At 67.6% G+C, this 16,333-nt stretch carries 16 protein-coding genes and 1 pseudogene; 15 read left to right on the plus strand and 2 right to left on the minus strand.

Annotated features, from left to right (window positions below; all coding sequences use genetic code 11):
* Window positions 1-20 precede the first annotated feature (20 nt).
* The 14 genes from HL658_RS24885 to HL658_RS24950 all read left to right on the plus strand — a co-directional run bounded on the left by HL658_RS24885 (window position 21) and on the right by HL658_RS24950 (window position 14,418).
* Window positions 21-1,217, plus strand: a complete 1,197-nt coding sequence (locus HL658_RS24885) for a lipid-transfer protein (RefSeq protein ID WP_180283829.1) — start codon at window positions 21-23, stop codon at window positions 1,215-1,217.
* Window positions 1,218-1,245: 28 nt separating this feature from the next.
* The gene (locus HL658_RS24890) at window positions 1,246-1,746 is read left to right on the plus strand and encodes an FAS1-like dehydratase domain-containing protein (RefSeq protein WP_180283830.1); all 501 of its coding nucleotides are present in this window, start codon (window positions 1,246-1,248) and stop codon (window positions 1,744-1,746) included.
* A 14-nt stretch (window positions 1,747-1,760) separates the two neighbouring features.
* Window positions 1,761-2,174 (plus strand): MaoC/PaaZ C-terminal domain-containing protein, encoded by a 414-nt coding sequence (locus HL658_RS24895; protein ID WP_180283831.1) that lies wholly within the window; start codon window positions 1,761-1,763, stop codon window positions 2,172-2,174.
* Window positions 2,175-2,185: 11 nt separating this feature from the next.
* A complete protein-coding gene (locus tag HL658_RS24900) occupies window positions 2,186-3,334 on the plus strand; it encodes an acyl-CoA dehydrogenase family protein (protein ID WP_180283832.1) in 1,149 nt (382 codons plus the stop codon).
* A gap of 8 nt (window positions 3,335-3,342) precedes the next feature.
* Window positions 3,343-4,173, plus strand: a complete 831-nt coding sequence (locus HL658_RS24905; RefSeq protein WP_246337841.1) for an SDR family NAD(P)-dependent oxidoreductase — start codon at window positions 3,343-3,345, stop codon at window positions 4,171-4,173.
* Between the two features lie 30 nt (window positions 4,174-4,203).
* Window positions 4,204-5,076, plus strand: a complete 873-nt coding sequence (locus HL658_RS24910; RefSeq protein WP_211109840.1) for a branched-chain amino acid ABC transporter permease — start codon at window positions 4,204-4,206, stop codon at window positions 5,074-5,076.
* 3 nt (window positions 5,077-5,079) lie between these two features.
* Window positions 5,080-6,156, plus strand: a complete 1,077-nt coding sequence (locus tag HL658_RS24915) for a branched-chain amino acid ABC transporter permease (protein WP_180283833.1) — start codon at window positions 5,080-5,082, stop codon at window positions 6,154-6,156.
* Window positions 6,153-6,917: an ABC transporter ATP-binding protein gene (locus HL658_RS24920; RefSeq protein ID WP_180283834.1), complete on the plus strand. Its 765-nt coding sequence runs from the start codon at window positions 6,153-6,155 to the stop codon at window positions 6,915-6,917. Before HL658_RS24915 ends, HL658_RS24920 begins: the two co-directional genes overlap by 4 nt.
* Entirely contained in the window at window positions 6,914-7,687 is a 774-nt protein-coding gene (locus HL658_RS24925) for an ABC transporter ATP-binding protein (protein WP_180283835.1), read from the plus strand. The genes HL658_RS24920 and HL658_RS24925 overlap by 4 nt, the downstream gene beginning before the upstream one ends.
* Window positions 7,688-7,689: 2 nt before the next feature.
* Window positions 7,690-9,522, plus strand: a complete 1,833-nt coding sequence (locus tag HL658_RS24930) for an AMP-dependent synthetase/ligase (protein WP_180283836.1) — start codon at window positions 7,690-7,692, stop codon at window positions 9,520-9,522.
* 43 nt (window positions 9,523-9,565) lie between these two features.
* Window positions 9,566-10,741 (plus strand): ABC transporter substrate-binding protein, encoded by a 1,176-nt coding sequence (locus HL658_RS24935; RefSeq protein ID WP_180283837.1) that lies wholly within the window; start codon window positions 9,566-9,568, stop codon window positions 10,739-10,741.
* Between the two features lie 59 nt (window positions 10,742-10,800).
* Window positions 10,801-11,895, plus strand: a complete 1,095-nt coding sequence (locus HL658_RS24940) for a CaiB/BaiF CoA transferase family protein (protein WP_180283838.1) — start codon at window positions 10,801-10,803, stop codon at window positions 11,893-11,895.
* Entirely contained in the window at window positions 11,892-12,854 is a 963-nt protein-coding gene (locus tag HL658_RS24945; RefSeq protein WP_180283839.1) for an NAD(P)H-dependent flavin oxidoreductase, read from the plus strand. Before HL658_RS24940 ends, HL658_RS24945 begins: the two co-directional genes overlap by 4 nt.
* A 148-nt stretch (window positions 12,855-13,002) precedes the next feature.
* Window positions 13,003-14,418 carry a class I adenylate-forming enzyme family protein gene (locus HL658_RS24950; RefSeq protein WP_180283840.1) on the plus strand — a complete coding sequence of 472 codons (1,416 nt, stop codon included), beginning with the start codon at window positions 13,003-13,005 and terminating at the stop codon, window positions 14,416-14,418.
* Here HL658_RS24950 and HL658_RS24955 read toward each other — a convergent pair.
* A complete protein-coding gene (locus HL658_RS24955; protein WP_180283841.1) occupies window positions 14,415-15,131 on the minus strand; it encodes a TetR/AcrR family transcriptional regulator in 717 nt (238 codons plus the stop codon). The genes HL658_RS24950 and HL658_RS24955 overlap by 4 nt on opposite strands.
* Before the next feature lie 220 nt (window positions 15,132-15,351).
* Here HL658_RS24955 and HL658_RS24960 point away from each other — a divergent pair, with 220 nt between their 5' ends.
* On the plus strand, window positions 15,352-15,828 hold the full coding sequence (locus HL658_RS24960) for an enoyl-CoA hydratase/isomerase family protein (protein ID WP_180283842.1): 477 nt from the start codon (window positions 15,352-15,354) through the stop codon (window positions 15,826-15,828).
* A 273-nt stretch (window positions 15,829-16,101) separates the two neighbouring features.
* Here the strand turns inward: HL658_RS24960 and HL658_RS24965 are convergent.
* A pseudogene (locus tag HL658_RS24965) lies at window positions 16,102-16,257 on the minus strand (transposase); the annotation flags it as partial.
* Window positions 16,258-16,333 lie beyond the last annotated feature (76 nt).

The raw sequence follows: 16,333 nt of genomic DNA on the forward strand, positions 1-16,333 counted from the left end.
ACATTGGGGTGGAGACCGCCATGGCAGGTGCCCGAAACACAGCTCCGATTGTCGCCGGCGTCGGCATGATCCCCTTCGCCAAACCCGGCGCGTCCGAGAGCTATGACGTCATGGGGGCGCTCGCCGCCAGCCAGGCACTGATCGATGCGGGGCTGGACTTTGCGGATGTCCGTCAGGCCTACGCCGGTTACGTCTACGGCGACAGCGCCTGCGGGCAGAAGGCGCTGTACCGGGTCGGCATGACCGGTATCCCCGTGGTCAACGTCAACAACAACTGCTCCACCGGCTCCACCGCCCTCTTCCTGGCGCGGCAGGCGATCGAACACGGCATCGCCGACTGCGTGCTGGCGCTCGGCTTCGAGCAGATGAAGCCGGGCGCCATCGCCAGCGTCTTCGACGACCGTCCCAGCCCCTTCGACGCGTTCGATGCCACCTGCGATGCGCTGGTCGGCCATGCGGAGGTGCCGCTCGCGCTGCGTTATTTCGGCGGCGCCGGCAAGGCGCACAACGACCGCCACGGCTCGACGCTGGAGGATTTCGCGCGCATCCGCGCCAAGGCCAGCCGGCATGCGGCGAACAACCCGCTGGCGCTGTTCCGCAAGCAGGTCACCGCCGAGGAGGTGATGGCCTCTCCCGTCCTGTGGCCGGGAGTCATGCACCGCCTGATGGCCTGTCCGCCGACCTGTGGTGCGGCGGCGGCGGTGCTGGTGTCGCCGGATTTCGCGGCACGGCGTGGCATCGACGGGCGGGTGCGGATCGCCGCCCAGGCGATGACCACCGACACCCCCAGCACATTCGACAGCCGGGACATGATGCGGCTCGTCGGTTACGACATGACCGCCGCCGCGGCCCGGCAGGTCTACGAGGCGGCCGGAACAGGGCCCGGTGACCTGGACGTCGTGGAACTGCACGACTGCTTCGCCCAGAACGAACTGATCACCTACGAGGGGCTCGGCCTGTGCCCGGAGGGTGGGGCGTCGAAGTTCATCGCCGACGGCGACAACAGCTATGGCGGCCGGGTGGTGACCAACCCGTCGGGCGGGCTGCTGTCGAAGGGGCATCCGCTGGGCGCCACCGGGCTGGCGCAATGTTTCGAGCTGACCCACCAGCTCCGCGGCACCGCCGGCCCACGGCAGGTGGAGGGGGCACGGACGGCGCTCCAGCACAATCTCGGTCTGGGTGGCGCCTGCGTGGTGACGCTCTACCAGACGGCCTGACCGGAACAGATGGAGGGGAGGAGACGGAATGGTGCCTGATGCGACGGTGCAAGGCAATCCCAGGGGTATTTTCGACCGCTCCACGCGGGGCGCCCGAACCGAGGCCGTGGACTTCGAGGTCGAGGCCGGCCGGGTGATCTTCTTCGCCGAAACCGTGGGGGAGACCGACCCGATCCACCTCGACCGGGAGGCGGCCCGCGCCGCCGGCTACCCCGACGTCGTCGCCCCGGCCACCTTCGCCATCGTGATCGACCTGGAAGCCGGGCGGCTGATCGAGAAGCGCGGCGGCATGGGCGGGCTTACCCTGATCAACAGCGATTTCCGGCGGCTCCTGCATGGGGAGGAACGCTACGACTACGGTGGCCTGGTCTTCGCGGGTGACGTGCTGACGGTCCAGACCGACGTGGTCGGTTTCGAGGACAAGAAGGGCGGGGCGCTGGAGTTCGCCCACCTGCGCACGCTGATCAGCCACCCCGTGCGTGGCCCGCTGGTGACGATCACGCGCAGCGTCCTGCACCGGCTGGGCTGAGGGAGAAACCAGGAATGACCGATCTTGCGAACGCCGGCCCCGGCGACGCGCTTGCCCCCGTGCTGTTCGGCCCGATCACGCGGACGACGCTGGCGCTCTATGCCGGCGCCTCGGGTGACCACAACCCGGCCCACATCGACATCGACTTCGCCAGGAAGGCCGGGCTGGAGGACGTCTTCGCCCATGGCATGCTGTCGATGGCCGAACTCGCCCGCGTCGTCACCCGGTGGGCCGGGCTGGGGCGTGTCGAAAGCCTGTCCACCCGCTTCCTCGCCATCACACCGGTGGGCGCCACCGTGACCTGCCGCGGCGAGGTGGTGGAGCGCTTCGAGAGGAATGGTGAACCGCGCCTGCGGGTGGCGCTGACCGCGGAGATCGACGGCGGCGTCAGGACGCTGGCCGGCGAAGCGGTCCTCCGGGTGGCATGAGGGAGGGACGGATGCTCGAATTCCAATGGATGACCGAGGAACACCGCGCCTTCGCCGCGAGCGTGCGCCGTTTCCTGGCCGAGGAGTATGAACCCAACCGGGCCGCCTGGACCAAGGCCGGCCAGATCCCGCACGCCTTCTGGGAGAAGGCCGGCGCGCTCGGCATCCTCGGTGCCACCATCCCGGAGGAGTTCGGCGGCTCCGGCCTGCCGCTGTCCTTCGATCTGGTGACCTTCCTGGAGCAGGCGCGCATCGGCGACATGGGCTGGGGAACCTTCGTCCACAGCATCGTCGTCCACTACGTCAACGCCTACGGCACGCGCGAGCAGAAGGCCGGCTGGCTGCCGAAGCTGGCGTCGGGCGAGTGGGTCGGCGCCATCGCGATGACCGAGCCCGGCACCGGGTCCGACCTCAAGGCGGTGCGGACCACCGCGAAGCCGGACGGCAACGGGTACATCATCAACGGCTCGAAGACCTTCATCACCAACGGCCTGACCGCCGACTTCATCCTGGTGGTGGCGAAGACCGATCCGGCGGCCGGAACGCGGGGCATCTCGCTGATCGGGGTGGAGACCGCCGAGGCGGCCGGCTTCCGCCGCGGTCGCAACCTCGACAAGATCGGGATGAAAAGGCAGGACACCTCGGAGCTGTTCTTCGACGAGGTGCGCGTGCCGCGGACCAATCTGTTGGGGACGGAGGAAGGGCAGGGCTTCTACCAGTTGATGAAGCAGCTCGTGTGGGAGCGGCTGCTGATCTCCTACTGCGCGATCGGCAACGCCCAATGCGCGCTGGACGATACGCTGGCCTATGTGCGCGAGCGGAAGGCCTTCGGGCAGCGCATCATGGATTTCCAGAACACCCGCTTCAGGCTGGCCGAAGCCAAGACGGAGATCGAAATCTTCGCCGCCTTCCTGGACCGGCTGACGGTCGAGCTGGAGGAGGGCCGGCTGACCGCCGAACGGGCCGCCATGGCGAAGTACTGGGGCACCGAAATGCTCGGCCGCATCGCCGACAACTGCCTGCAACTGCATGGCGGCTACGGTTACATGAACGAATACCGCATCGCCGAAATCTACGCCGATGCGCGCGTCCAGCGCATCTTCGCCGGAACCAACGAGATCATGCGCGAAGTGATCGCGCGGTCCCTCGACATCGAATGAGACGGGCAATGACCATGGGCAAGATTGCAGGAAAGACCGCCTACGTCACCGGGTCGGGCCGTGGGATCGGCCGGGCGCTGGCGCTGAAACTCGCCTCGGAAGGTGCGCGGGTGGTGGTCAACGACCTCGATGCCGATCCCGCCGACGAGGTCGTCGCGGCGATCCGTGCCCGCGGGGGCGAGGCGGTGGCGGTGGCCGGCAGCGTGAGCGCCGACGGGTTCGCCGAGCGTTTCATCGGCACCGGGCTGGAGACCTTCGGCGGTATCGACATCATCGTCAACAACGCCGGCTACACCTGGGATTCGCTGATCGGCAGGATGACCGACGAACAGTTCGACGCGATGATGGACGTCCACGTCAAGGCACCCTTCCGCATCCTGCGCGCCGCCGCCGATCCGATCCGCAGGATGGCGAAGGCGGAGGCCGAGGCGGGCCACGAGGTGTTCCGCAAGGTCGTCAACATCTCCTCCGTGGCCGGGGTCGGCGGCAACGTGGGGCAGGCCAACTACGCCTCGGCCAAATCGGCGGTGCTGGGCCTGACCAAGTCGCTGGCCAAGGAATGGGGGCGGCTGAAGGTCAACGTCAACTGCGTCGCCTTCGGTTTCATCGAGACGCGCCTGACCGAGGCGTCGGAGGAGAAGAAGCAGATCGTCGTCGGCGGCAACCGCATCGATGTCGGACTGCCGCCCAAGGTGGCGCAGGGGTTCGCGGCGATGATCCCGCTCGGCCGCGCCGGCACGCCCGAGGAGGCGGCGGACGGCGTCTATCTCTTCTGCACGCCGGAATCCAACTACATCACCGGCCAGGTCGTGATCGTGGGGGGAGGGTTCGCGCTCTGAACGGCCACACCCGGTGGGAGGAGGGGTGACATGGAAATGTCCGATGTCGCGCAGCTCTCGCTGATCGGCGTCTCGCAGGGCTGCGGGTATGCGCTGGTCGCTCTCGGCTTTGTCTTCATCTATCGCGCGACGGAGATCGTCAATTTCGCCCATGGCGAGCTGATGATGTTGGGGGCGTTCACGGTCCTGACCTTTGCGGAGCTCCTCGGTCTGGGCTTCTGGCTCGGCGCGGCGCTCGGAATCCTGTCGCTGGGCGTCTTCGGTTATCTGCTGGACGCGGTGGTGATGCGCCGCGTCATCGGCGAATCCCAGGCCAGCGTCTTCATCCTGACGGTGGCCCTCGGCCTGATGCTGAAGGCCCTGGCCGGCATGATCTGGGGCTACGGCGCGCGCAGCCTGCCGTCTCCGTTCCAGACCGACGTTCATTTCGGCGGCATCGTCATCGGGCTCGACCGGATCGCGGTGATCCTGGCGACCGTGCTGATCTGCGGCCTTCTCTGGCTGTTCTTCAGCCGCACCAGGTTGGGCCTGGCGATCCAGGCGGCCTCGCAGAACCAGCTTGCCGCCTATTACAGCCGCATCCCGGTCAAACGGCTGGTGTCGCTGGTCTGGGCGATCGCCGCCATGGTCGCGGCGGTCGCCGGTCTGATGATGGCGCCCGTGACCCAGGTCGATACCGAGATGAGCCTGTTCGGCATCAAGGCGTTCGCCGGGGCCGTGGTGGGTGGCTTCGGCTCGATCCCGGGCGCGCTCATGGGCTGCCTGATCATCGGGGTGGCCGAGCCGTTCCTCGACTACGCGTTCCCGCCGCTCAAGGGTGTCTACGCCTACATCCTCATGCTCGCCGTGCTGTTCGTCCGTCCCGAGGGGCTGATCCCGCAAACCTACCAGAAGAAGGTCTGACCCATGCGGGTTCTGTTCAAGACCAGCTACGACCAGGACATCGACCTTCTGGTCCTGCCGGGTGAGCGGATGCGGGTGGGTGCGTTGATCGCGCTGGCGATCCTCGCTCCGCTTCTGCTCTCCTCCTACTACCTGTCGGAGCTGGCGATCTTCTTCAGCTTCGCGCTGGCCGGGATCGGGTTGATGGTGCTGACCGGCTTTTCCGGGCAGGTGTCCTTCGGCCACGCGGCCTTTGTCGGGATCGGCGCCTACGTGCACGCGGTCCTGGTCGCGCGCGGCGTGCCGTTCCCTCTGGCCCTGGCCGCGGCCGGCCTGCTCGCGGGCGGCGTCGGCGCCGCGCTCGGGCGGGCGGTCAGCGCCATGCACGGCTTCTATCTGGCGATCGCCACGCTGGCCTTTTCCATCGTGATGGAAACGGTGATCGGCGCCATGGAGCCGGTGACCGGCGGACACATGGGCATGCCGGTGCCGGGGATCGCCCTGTTCGGGGTGGCGCTGGAGGAGGCGTGGCAGCAGCACTACCTGTACCTGGCCGTGCTGCTGTTCTTCGTCTGGGGCGTCGCGAACCTCATGCGGGCCCCCACCGGACGCGCCATGATCGCGGTGCGCGATTCCGAGACCTCGGCCCGCAGCCTCGGGATCGACGTTCGCAGCGCCAAGATGACCGCGTTCTTCGTCAGCGCGCTGATAGCGGGCGTGGCGGGCGGCCTCTTGGCGCATCAGCTGCAATACCTCTCGCCGGAAACCTTCGGTGTCGGCATGTCCCTGAAGCTCATGCTGATGATCGTGGTCGGCGGGCTCGGATCGATCAGCGGCGCCATCTTCGGTGCGGTCTTCGTCTCGTTCCTGCCCAACGCCATCGACGCGCTGCGCGCGCTCATGCCCGACGGGCTGGTCAGCCAAGCCGGGCTGGAATCCTTCATCTTCGGCGCCTTCATCGCCGCCTTCATCATCTTCGAGCCCGACGGGCTCCACGGCCGTTGGCGCAAGCTGCGGCTCTTCCTGGAAACCTATCCCTACTACAAGCGCGCCACCTTCATCCGGCAGAAGCGCTATCTGAAGACGGGTCGATTCCGATGAGCACCCTCACAGTGGACGGGCTGACCGTCGCCTTCGGCGGGATCAAGGCCCTGGACGAGGTTTCCTTTCACGTCGAACCGGGCGAGGTCTTCGCCATCATCGGCCCGAACGGCGCGGGGAAGAGCACGATCTTCAACGCGATCAGCCGGATCTATACGGCGAGGGCCGGATCGATCCGGTTCCACGGCAGGGAGATCCTGGAGCTGCCGCCGCACGAGGTGGTCCGCCTCGGCATCGCCCGCACCTTCCAGAACATCGAACTGTTCGAGAAGGCGACCGTGCTGCAGAACCTGCTGGTCGGCCGGCATTCGCGGGTCCGTCGCAGCGCTTGGCGGGAGTTCCTCTTCCTGCCCGGCGTGCGCCGCGGCGAACGGGCCGCGCGCCGCAAGGTGGAGGAGATCCTCGACCTTCTGGACATGCAGCACCTGCGCGACGCGCTGGTCTGCGACCTGCCCTATGGCGCCCGCAAGAACGTCGAGCTGGCCCGCGCGCTGTGCGCCGAGCCCGAGCTCCTGCTGCTGGACGAGCCGGCCTCCGGCCTCAATCCCGAGGAGACGGCCGACATGTCCTTCTGGCTCAAGGACATCAAGGAGGAGTTGGGGGTCACCATCGTGATGGTGGAGCACGACATGAACCTTGTCGGCCGCATCGCCAACCGCGTGATGGCGCTGGCCGGCGGCCGGGTGCTGTCGGTCGGCAGCGTCGAGGAGGTTCAGTCCAACGAGCGGGTGCAGACCGCCTATCTGGGGGCTGCGGCATGAGCGATCCCCTTCTGGAAACCCGCAATCTGGAGACCTTCTACGGCCCGATCATGGCGATCGCCGGCGTCAGCCTGAAGGTCGCCGAGGGGAGCATCGTCACCGTGCTGGGTGCCAACGGCGCCGGGAAGACGACGCTCCTGAAGACCATCTCGGGCGCCATCGACTGCCGCAAGGGGCAGGTGCTGTTCGGCGGCGAGCCGATCCAGAACCGCGACCCGGACGAGGTCGCGCGCCGCGGCATCGGCCATGTGCCCGAAGGGCGCGAGGTGTTCCCCTTCCTCTCAGTCGGCGAGAATTTGACCCTGGGGGCCTGGGGCCGCTCCGACCGGGCCGGCATCGCGCGCGATCTGGAGACGGTCTACGGCTATTTCCCCGACCTGCGGACCAAGCATCGCGACATGGCGGGCTTCCTGTCCGGCGGCCAGCAGCAGATGCTGGCGATCGGGCGCGCGTTCATGGGCAACCCGAAGCTGATGATCCTGGACGAGCCGTCGCTCGGCCTGTCGCCCCTTCTGACCCGGACCATCTTCGCGATCATCCGGCGCATCAACCGCGAACAGGGCGTGACCGTCCTGCTGGTGGAGCAGAACGCCCGCGCCGCGTTGGAGGTGGCCGATCACGGATACGTCATGGAGGTCGGCCGCGTGGTGATGGAGGCGCCGTGCGCGGTCCTGATGGAGAGCGAGGACGTCAAGGAATTCTACCTCGGCAAGGCGGAAACCGGCGTCAGGGGCGACCGACGCTGGAAGAAGCGCAAGACCTGGAGGTGAGCATGGCGAAGGTTGTGGTGAAGGACGGCGTGGTCACGGTCGATGGCCAGGATACGGTCGCCAAGCTCTTCCGTGACCGCGTCGGACGCTGGGGCGACCGCATCGCCATGCGCGAGAAGACCTTCGGCATCTGGGAGAGTCTGACGTGGCGGGACTTCGACCACAGCGCCCGGCGTCTGGCCGGCGGGCTGGTGGCGCTGGGGTTGAAGCGCGGCGACGTGGTGGCGATCCTGTCGGAAACCAACAAGGAATGGGTCTTCGCCGATATGGCGGTGCATCTCGCCGGCGGCATCGTCAACGGGATCTATCCCACCTACAAGGCGGACCAGGTCAAACACCTGCTGGCGGACAGCGGCGCCCGGTTCCTGTTCGTCGAGAACGAGGAGCAGCTCGACAAGTACCTGGAGGGGCGCGACCGGCTGCCGCTGGTCGAGAAGGTGTTCGTCTTCGACTGGAAGGGGCTGCGGGGATTCGAGGACCCTGAGGTGGTGCCGCTCGACCACCTCAGCGACCTGGGGGCCGGCTGGCTGGCCAACAACCCGGCGGTGCTGGACGCGATCGTGGACGAGGGCCGCTGCGCCGACACGGCGGTGCTGGTCTACACGTCCGGCACCACCGGACAGCCGAAGGGCGCGCGGATTCCCAACGCCTATCTGATGTTCACGGTGGGCATCGCTCCCGACCACTATCCCGTCGGTCCCGACGACGAACTGCTGACCTATCTGCCGCTGTGCCATGCGGCGGAACGCATGCTCTCCCTGTGCATGTCGCTGGGGCACGGCCCGCGGCTCAACTTCGCCGAAAATTCGGAAACCGTGTTCCAGAACATCCAGGAGCTGTCGCCGACCCTGCTGTTCGCGGTGCCGCGCATCTGGGAGAAATTCTATTCCCGTGTCTCCACCCTGGTGTCGGAGGCGACCTGGATCGGGCAGTTGGGCTACAGGACGGCCCTGACGATCGGCAGGAGGCGGGCGGAGCATCTCATCGCCGGACGGACGCCGCCCGTCGGCCTGCGGGTCGGTTTCGCGCTGGCCGACCTGCTGGTGTTCCGCAACATCAAGATGCTGCTGGGTCTGGACCGTGCGCGCTTCATGCTGTCGGGCGCGGCGCCGATTTCAGCCGATCTGCTGAAATGGTATCTGGCGCTCGGCCTGCCGATCGCCGAGGTCTACGGGCAGACGGAAACGGGCGTCGCCACCTTCTCCGATCGAGGCCGCTTCAAACCGGGCACGGTGGGGCGCCCCGTGCCCGGGGTGGAGGTGCGAACCGATGCCCATGGTGAAATCCTGGTGCGGTCGCCCGGCGTCTTCAGCGGCTACCACAACATGGCGGAGGCCACCGCCGCCACGCTGGTCGATGGCTGGGTGCGCACAGGCGATGTCGGCGTGATCGAAGGGGACGGGATGCTGCGCATCACCGACCGGATCAAGGACATCATCATCACGGCGGGCGGCAAGAACGTGACCCCGTCGCTGATCGAGAATCAGCTGAAGTTCTCGCCCTACATTTCCGACGCGATCGTCATCGGCGACCGGCGCAAGTACCTGACCTGCCTGATCATGATCGACCAGGAGAATGTCGAGCATTACGCGCAGAGCAACGCCATCCCGTTCACCGACTACCGGTCACTGTGCGCGCGCCCCGAGGTGAAGACCCTGATCGAGGGGGAGATCCTCCGGGTGAACCAGCAGTTCTCGTCGGTCGAGCAGATCAAGAAATTCCGCCTCATCGACATCCTGCTCACCCCGGAAGATGAAGAATTGACTCCGACGATGAAGCTGAAGCGAGGCTTCGTCGAGAAGAAATACGCGGGGATGATCGAGCAGATGTACTGATGCGAAAGCCATGATTTCACACCGATACGAAGGGGAGGACGCGATGAAGGTTTCCGAACGGCTGATGGTCATCATGGCTGTTGCGGGTGTTGCCGTGATGGGGACGGGAACGGCGGCGGCGGACCCGCAGCGCGGCGTCCGGCCGGACAAGGTTGTTCTCGGCTCGCACACGGACCTGTCGGGGCCGCTGGCCATCTGGGGGGCCCCCGCGACCAACGGCGCGCGCCTGCGGATCGAGGAGGCGAATGCGGCCGGCGGCGTGCATGGCCGCAAGATCGAGTTCCTCGTCGAGGACACCGCCTATCAGGTGCCGCAGGCGGTGCGCGCAACGAACAAGCTCGTCTCCCGCGACGGCATCTTCGCGATGCTGCTGGGCGCCGGCACCTCGCAGAGCCTGGCGAGCATGGAAATCACCGACAAGGCCGGCATTCCGTCGCTCTTCCCGCTGACCGGCGCGCGGTCCATGGCGGAACCGCTTCATCCCCTGCACTTCACCTATTTCGTCAGCTACTACGACCAGGCCGCCGGCGGCCTGAAATACTTCCGGAAGACGCAGGACGTGCAGACGGTCTGCCTGCAGACCCACGCCAGCGACTATGGTGAGGAGATCACCAGGGGTGTGACGGACGCCGCCAGGGAGCTCGGGATGAAGCTCCTGATGGTGGGCACGCACAAGCCGACCGAGACCGACTTCGCCGGTGCCGCCACCGCGATCAAGAACGCCGGATGCGATCTCGCCTATCTCGGCACCACGACCAAGGACACGATCGCGCTCCACACCACCCTGCGCAAGCTGGGCTTCAAGGGCACGACCGTCGGCAACATGGTGTCCTACGTGCCGATCGTGGCGCAGGCCGGCGGCATGGACGGGTACTACGCCGTCACCCCCGCCATGATCCTCGACCCCAAGGACGGGGAGCCGGTAAAGAAGCGGTTCTTCGACGCCTATCGGGCGAAGTACAACGAGGCGCCCTCCCTGCAGTCGCAGGTCGGCTACGTATCGGCCGATCTGGCCATCAAGGCGATGGAGGCCGCCGGACGCGACCTCACCGTGCAACGGTTGACGGCCGCGCTGGAGGCTGTCCGGAACTACCGGGATCATTTCGGCGGCACGACGATCTCCTTCGGCCCTGACAAGCATTTCGGTGGCGACAGTCTTCTCCTGATGCAGGTGAAGGGGGCGGACTGGGCAATGGTTCAGGACAACCTTCCCTATTGAATGCGGCACGAAGCGGGGACGAGGCGGCCCCTTTCGAACGGGCAGGGGAGGGGATCGGGATGCTTGAGGGAATCCGTATCATCGAGATCGAGGGGCTGGGACCGGGGCCTTTTGCCGGAATGATGTTGGCCGATCTGGGCGCCGATATGATCGTCGTCCACCGGAAGACCGCGGACCCGGTACCGGGGAAGGCGGAACGCAACCTGCTCGACCGCGGCAAACGGTCGATCGCGCTCGATCTCAAGGACGCCGGGGACGTGGCGGTCCTCAAGCGGCTGATCGCGGGTGCGCACGGCCTGATCGAGGGATTCCGGCCGGGCGTGATGGAGCGGCTCGGCCTCGGGCCGACGGAGCTGCTGGCGGTGCAGCCGCGGCTGGTCTATGGCCGCATGACCGGCTGGGGACAGAGCGGGCCGCGGTCGCAGCAGGCCGGGCACGATTTGAACTACATCGCGCTTTCGGGGGCGGCGTGGTTCGCTTCGCCGGCCGGCCAGCCGCCCTTTCCCCCGCCGACGCTGGTCGGCGACATCGGCGGCGGCGCCCTCTATCTGGTCGCCGGCCTGCTGGCTGGAATCCTGCGTGCGCACCGGAGCGGGACGGGAACCGTGGTGGACGCCGCCATCGTGGACGGCTCCGCCCATATGATGAACCTGCTCATGTCCCTGCGCCCCGCCGGTCCCCGGGCGTCCGACCGAGGCCATGGGCTGCTGGACGGACCGCACTGGAGCCGCTGCTATGCCTGCACCGACGGCGGCTGGATCTCGGTGCAGTGCCTGGAGCCGAAGTTCTACGCCGTCTTCCTCGAAAAACTCGGCCTGCGCGACGACCCCGGATTCGCCCGACAGTTCGTCCCGGAGGCATGGCCGGTGCTTGCCGGCCGGCTATCCGGAATCTTCGCGGCGCAGCCACTCGCCTGTTGGGTGGAACTGTTCGCCGGCAGCGACGCCTGCGTCGCGCCGGTGCTGTCGCCGGAGCAAGCCGCCGAGGACCCGCACCTGGCTGCCCGCGGCACCTGGGTTGCGGCCGAGGGAGGCCTCCAGGCCGGCGCCGCCCCGCGCTTCGACGGCCGGCTGCCCGACACGCCACGGGCGAGCCCGTCCCGCGGCGAGCACACGGCGGCCATCCTGGCGGAACTGGGCGCACGGCCGGTATGAGCGGCGGCCTTTTCGACCGGTGCCGGCTGCCGGTCATCGGGGCCCCGATGTTCATGGTTTCCCGGCCGGCGCTGGTGATCGCGCAATGCCGCGCCGGGATCATCGGCGCCTTCCCGGCTCTGAACGCCCGCAGCACCGGCCAGCTCGACGGGTGGCTGCACGAGATCCGGGCGGCGCTGGGGCAGGGCGACGCCCCCTTCGCGGTGAACCAGATCCTGCACCGCTCCAACGACCGTGCCGCGGCCGATCTGGAGGTGATCGTCCGTCACGAGGTGCCGGTCGTCATCACCTCCCTGTCCAATCCGGCTCCTGTGGTGGAGGCGGTCCACCGCTATGGCGGAACCGTCCTGCACGACGTCATCGACACGCGCCATGCCCGCAAGGCGCTGGACGACGGGGTCGATGGACTGGTGGCGCTCTGCGCCGGGGCCGGCGGCAACACAGGCCGCCACAACCCATTCGCTTTGGTGGCCGGAATCCGGGAGTTCCATTCCGGCCTGCTCGGTCTGGCGGGCGGCATTTCGACCGGGCAGGGCATTGCCGCGGCCTGCGCGCTGGGAGCGGACTTCGCCTACATGGGAACGCGGTTCATCGCCAGTTCGGAAGCCGACGCCCCGAAGGCTTACAAGGATGCGGTCGTCGCGGCAGGCATCGACGACGTGGTGTGCACCCGGGCCGTCACCGGTGTCCCGGCCAGCTTTCTGAAGGCGAGCCTGGCCGCTGCCGGACTGGACGCCGACCGTCTTCCCGGAGCGGACGGAAACATGGATTTCGGTGCCGGGGGAGCCGGCAAGGCTTGGCGCGACATCTGGTCCGCCGGGCAGAGCGTCGCCGGCGTCCGCGGCGTTGCCACGGCGGCGGCCATCGTCGACGAGCTGGAAACGGGGTTCCACGAGGGGCGGCGCCGGCTGTCCGGCGCGATCAAGAGGCCGCGATGCACATTCACGGCGGAGGGCTGATCGACCTTCCCGACACCGGGGCATGCGCGAGCGGACTGTTGCGAACGGTCTTGCATTGGTTTTGTGGCAGGGGGGGAATGCGCGGGATCGCGTGCGGGGCCGACGGAAAGCCAATCCGGCGGAGGTGACGGAGCATACGACGATCGATATGCTCCACAAGCGGGTGGAGCTGTGGTCGGACTGGGTTGCATTGGTTGGACGGTCCTGCAACCGTGACGAGGTGCGGTTGACCTATGCCGACTTGTACCGGCGGGTCGACAGGCTGGCCGACGGCCTGCGCCGCCTCGGCGTGCGATCCGGGGACCGCGTCGGCATCCTGATGGACAACCGATCCGGCTGCGAGGCCATGGTCGGCGTGCTGGCGATCCATCGCCTGCGGTGTGTGTTCGTTCCGCTCAACGCCCGCTACGCGCCCGCCGAAGTCGCCTACGCGATCGACAAGGCGGAATGCACCGCCGTGATTGCCGCGTCCGACCGGATCGCCAAGCTGAAGACGGTGCGGCAGAACCTGCCGACGCTGAAGCACGTTGTCGCGCTGGACGATGCCGACGGGCTCGGCCCCACCTACGCCGAGGTCATCGAGGCCGGCGATCCGGTCGCCTCCGCCTGGCCGAAGGTCACGCCCGACGACGTGGTGCAGAGCTTCTTTCCGTGCTTCGTCACCGCCGGTCCCCGCTGCCTCGTCCTGCCGTCCTGGTGGGCGGGGGGCACGTCGGTGATGGGCCCGTCGATGGCGGTGGAGGACGTGCTGGCGCGGCTGCGACGCGAGCGTTCGACCATCTATTACGCCGTTCCGTCCTTCTTCATCTTTCTGCTCGAAGCCTTCGACCGCGGCCGGCACGACCTGTCGAGCGTCCGCCAGTTCGTCTACGGCGGCGCCGCGATGTCGCGGGAGGTGATCGGAAAGCTGGCCCAGGCGTTTCCCCGCATCCGCCTGATGCAGACATACGGATCGACGGAGCTGGGGCCGTCCGGCACCGTCCTCGATCCGGAACATCCCCTGACCAGGCTTGGTTCGATCGGGCGCCCGATGCCGTCGGTCGAGGTCGCCCTTGTCGACGAGACGGGGAAGCCCGTTCCGACCGGTGACGTCGGGGAAATCGCCATCAAGGCGCCTTGCGTCCTGGAGCGTTGCTACAAGGATCCGGAAAACACGGCCGCGGCCTTCCGCGACGGCTGGCTCCTGAGCGGAGACCTTGGCAGGGCCGACGACGACGGGTTCCTCTACCATGTCGACCGGAAGAAGGACATGATCATCCGGGGCGGCCACAACATCGGCCCGATGGAGATCGAGAACGTGCTCTTCCAGCATCCCGGCGTGGCGGAGGCCGCCGCCGTGGCGGTCCCCCACCCGCGGCTCGGCGAGGACATCCATGTCTTCGTGGTCTGCCGCACCGGCGCCAGCCCGACCGACGAGGAACTCGCCGCCTTCTGCCGCGAGCGGCTGGCGGACGACAAGGTTCCGCGACGGATCACCTTCGTGGACGCGCTGCCCCGCAACCCCATGGGAAAGGTGCTGAAGACGACGCTGCGCCAGATGGCGGTCGAAACATCCGACGGCTAGCTGGGGTCCCCCGGCACCGCCGGATTGCCGGCGGGCCATTTCGCGGCTTCGCCCTTCAGGCCGAACGAGATGAACTTGCGATAGGTTTCCACCGCCTTGGGCAGGGCCTCGCTGATGTTGCCGCTGCGGGCGACATACTGGGCGTACACATAGTCACGGGCGGAAATCATGAGGTAGGCCAGCGTGTCCAGTTCGCTCTCGTCGTAACCGGGCAGCTCTCCGTTCTCCCAGCTCCGCCGCAGCGCCTTGCGGAAATGCCGCATGATGTTGTCGATGTGCGTGCGGTAGGCCGCCGGGGCGTGCACCTCCGCCTCGTGCAGCAGGCGGAAGAACCAGGGATGGTCCTTGGCGAACTCGAAGAAGGCGTGCAGGCCCCGCTGCTCGAGTTCCAGGAAGTCCCTGGCCCCCTTCACGGAGCCGCGGAGATGTTCGAGCACTTCGAGCCCCTTGGCAGGGAGCAGCTCGTCGAACAGCTCCTGCCGGCTTTCGAAATGGCGGTAGAAGGTGCCATGGGCCAGCCCGGCGCGCTCGGTGATGCGTGAGATCGACGCCTCGGCGTAGCCGTACTCGCCGATCACCTCGGCCGCCGCCTGCATGAGCGCGTTGCGGTTCTGCTCGACCTGTTCGGCACGTGTCGGCTTCGTCCGGGGATTGCGGGCACGTCTCCTGGCCAGGGACGCCTCCCGCGGTTCCGTCGGCTCCACATTCGCCATGCACGCACCGTTCGGTTGCTCGGATCGGTCATGTTCATCCCCAACACAAAGCGCCCCCTCCGTCAACCCGGGGATCGCGCCGCGGCGGGTGATGGACCGGTCCGGGCGCATGCCGGACACACAGTAAATGAATAGTGATTCTTAAGTCACTATTCTTGACGCGGCATGGCGGGCGCCGTAGGGTGCCGCTGTCCTTCAGCGGCGTCGGAGCGGACCGCGGATGAAGCCTGACGCCTACACGTCCATCGAATGGAGCTACCGCGGGCGGGTCCTCCACCTCACCATGAACCGACCCCACCGGCTGAACGCTGTGGATGCCGGCCTCCACACCGAGCTGGCGCAGGTCTTCGTCGACGCCGCCGCCGATCCCGGCTGCGACGTGATCGTCCTCACCGGGGCCGGACGCGCCTTCTGCGCGGGGGGTGACCTCGACTGGCAGCAGCGCGCGATCGACGATCCCGCATCCTTCGACAGGACTGTGGTCGAGGCGAGGCGGATCATCTTCTCCCTCCTCGATTGCGAGAAGCCGATCATCGCCAAGGTCAATGGCCCGGCCGTCGGGCTCGGCTGCACGCCGGCCCTGTTCTGCGACGTCATCTTCGCCGCGGAGGACGCGCGGATCGCCGACCCGCATGTCGGTGTCGGCATGGTCGTCGGCGACGGCGGGGCGGTGATCGTGAGCGGGTCAGGTCCCTAAACGTGGTGTGGGAGGCGTGGGGAACCGGCTCGTCGAAGCGCCCTTCGTCGCAGGCGTCGGCTGGCCGGTTGTCCACGCGGGGCGACCGTCCCCGATCGGGTCGGTGTCGGTGCCTCGGTAGAGTCTGGTCGCCACACCTGCGACCTCGGTGGGCGTGGCATCACCGCGACCGGAGAGCGGCCGGACATGGTTGTAGTCCTGCTTCGAGGCGCCCAGGACAACCGGGCGTGAGACAGCGCACCTTTCTGGCGAGCAGCGTCTTCAGCCGCCGAGCTCGGAGACCTGCAGCACGCCTTGCCCGGCTCTCCCTATGGAGATGGTCGCTTCGCCGATCCCATGCCGGCGGCAAACATCCGCCGTCTTTTGACCGGCCTCCTGCTCGTTCAGGATGCCGATGAGCCGATCCTCGCTGAACCGGCTGCGTCCCATGCGTCCGTCTTCTCTCGATGACGGACTCCACCGATTGCTGGAGGAGTTTTCCGGGCTCGGGTCAGTGGCTTCCGGC

It is taken from the genome of Azospirillum oleiclasticum (genome assembly GCF_013423485.1).
GTDB lineage: Bacteria > Pseudomonadota > Alphaproteobacteria > Azospirillales > Azospirillaceae > Azospirillum > Azospirillum oleiclasticum.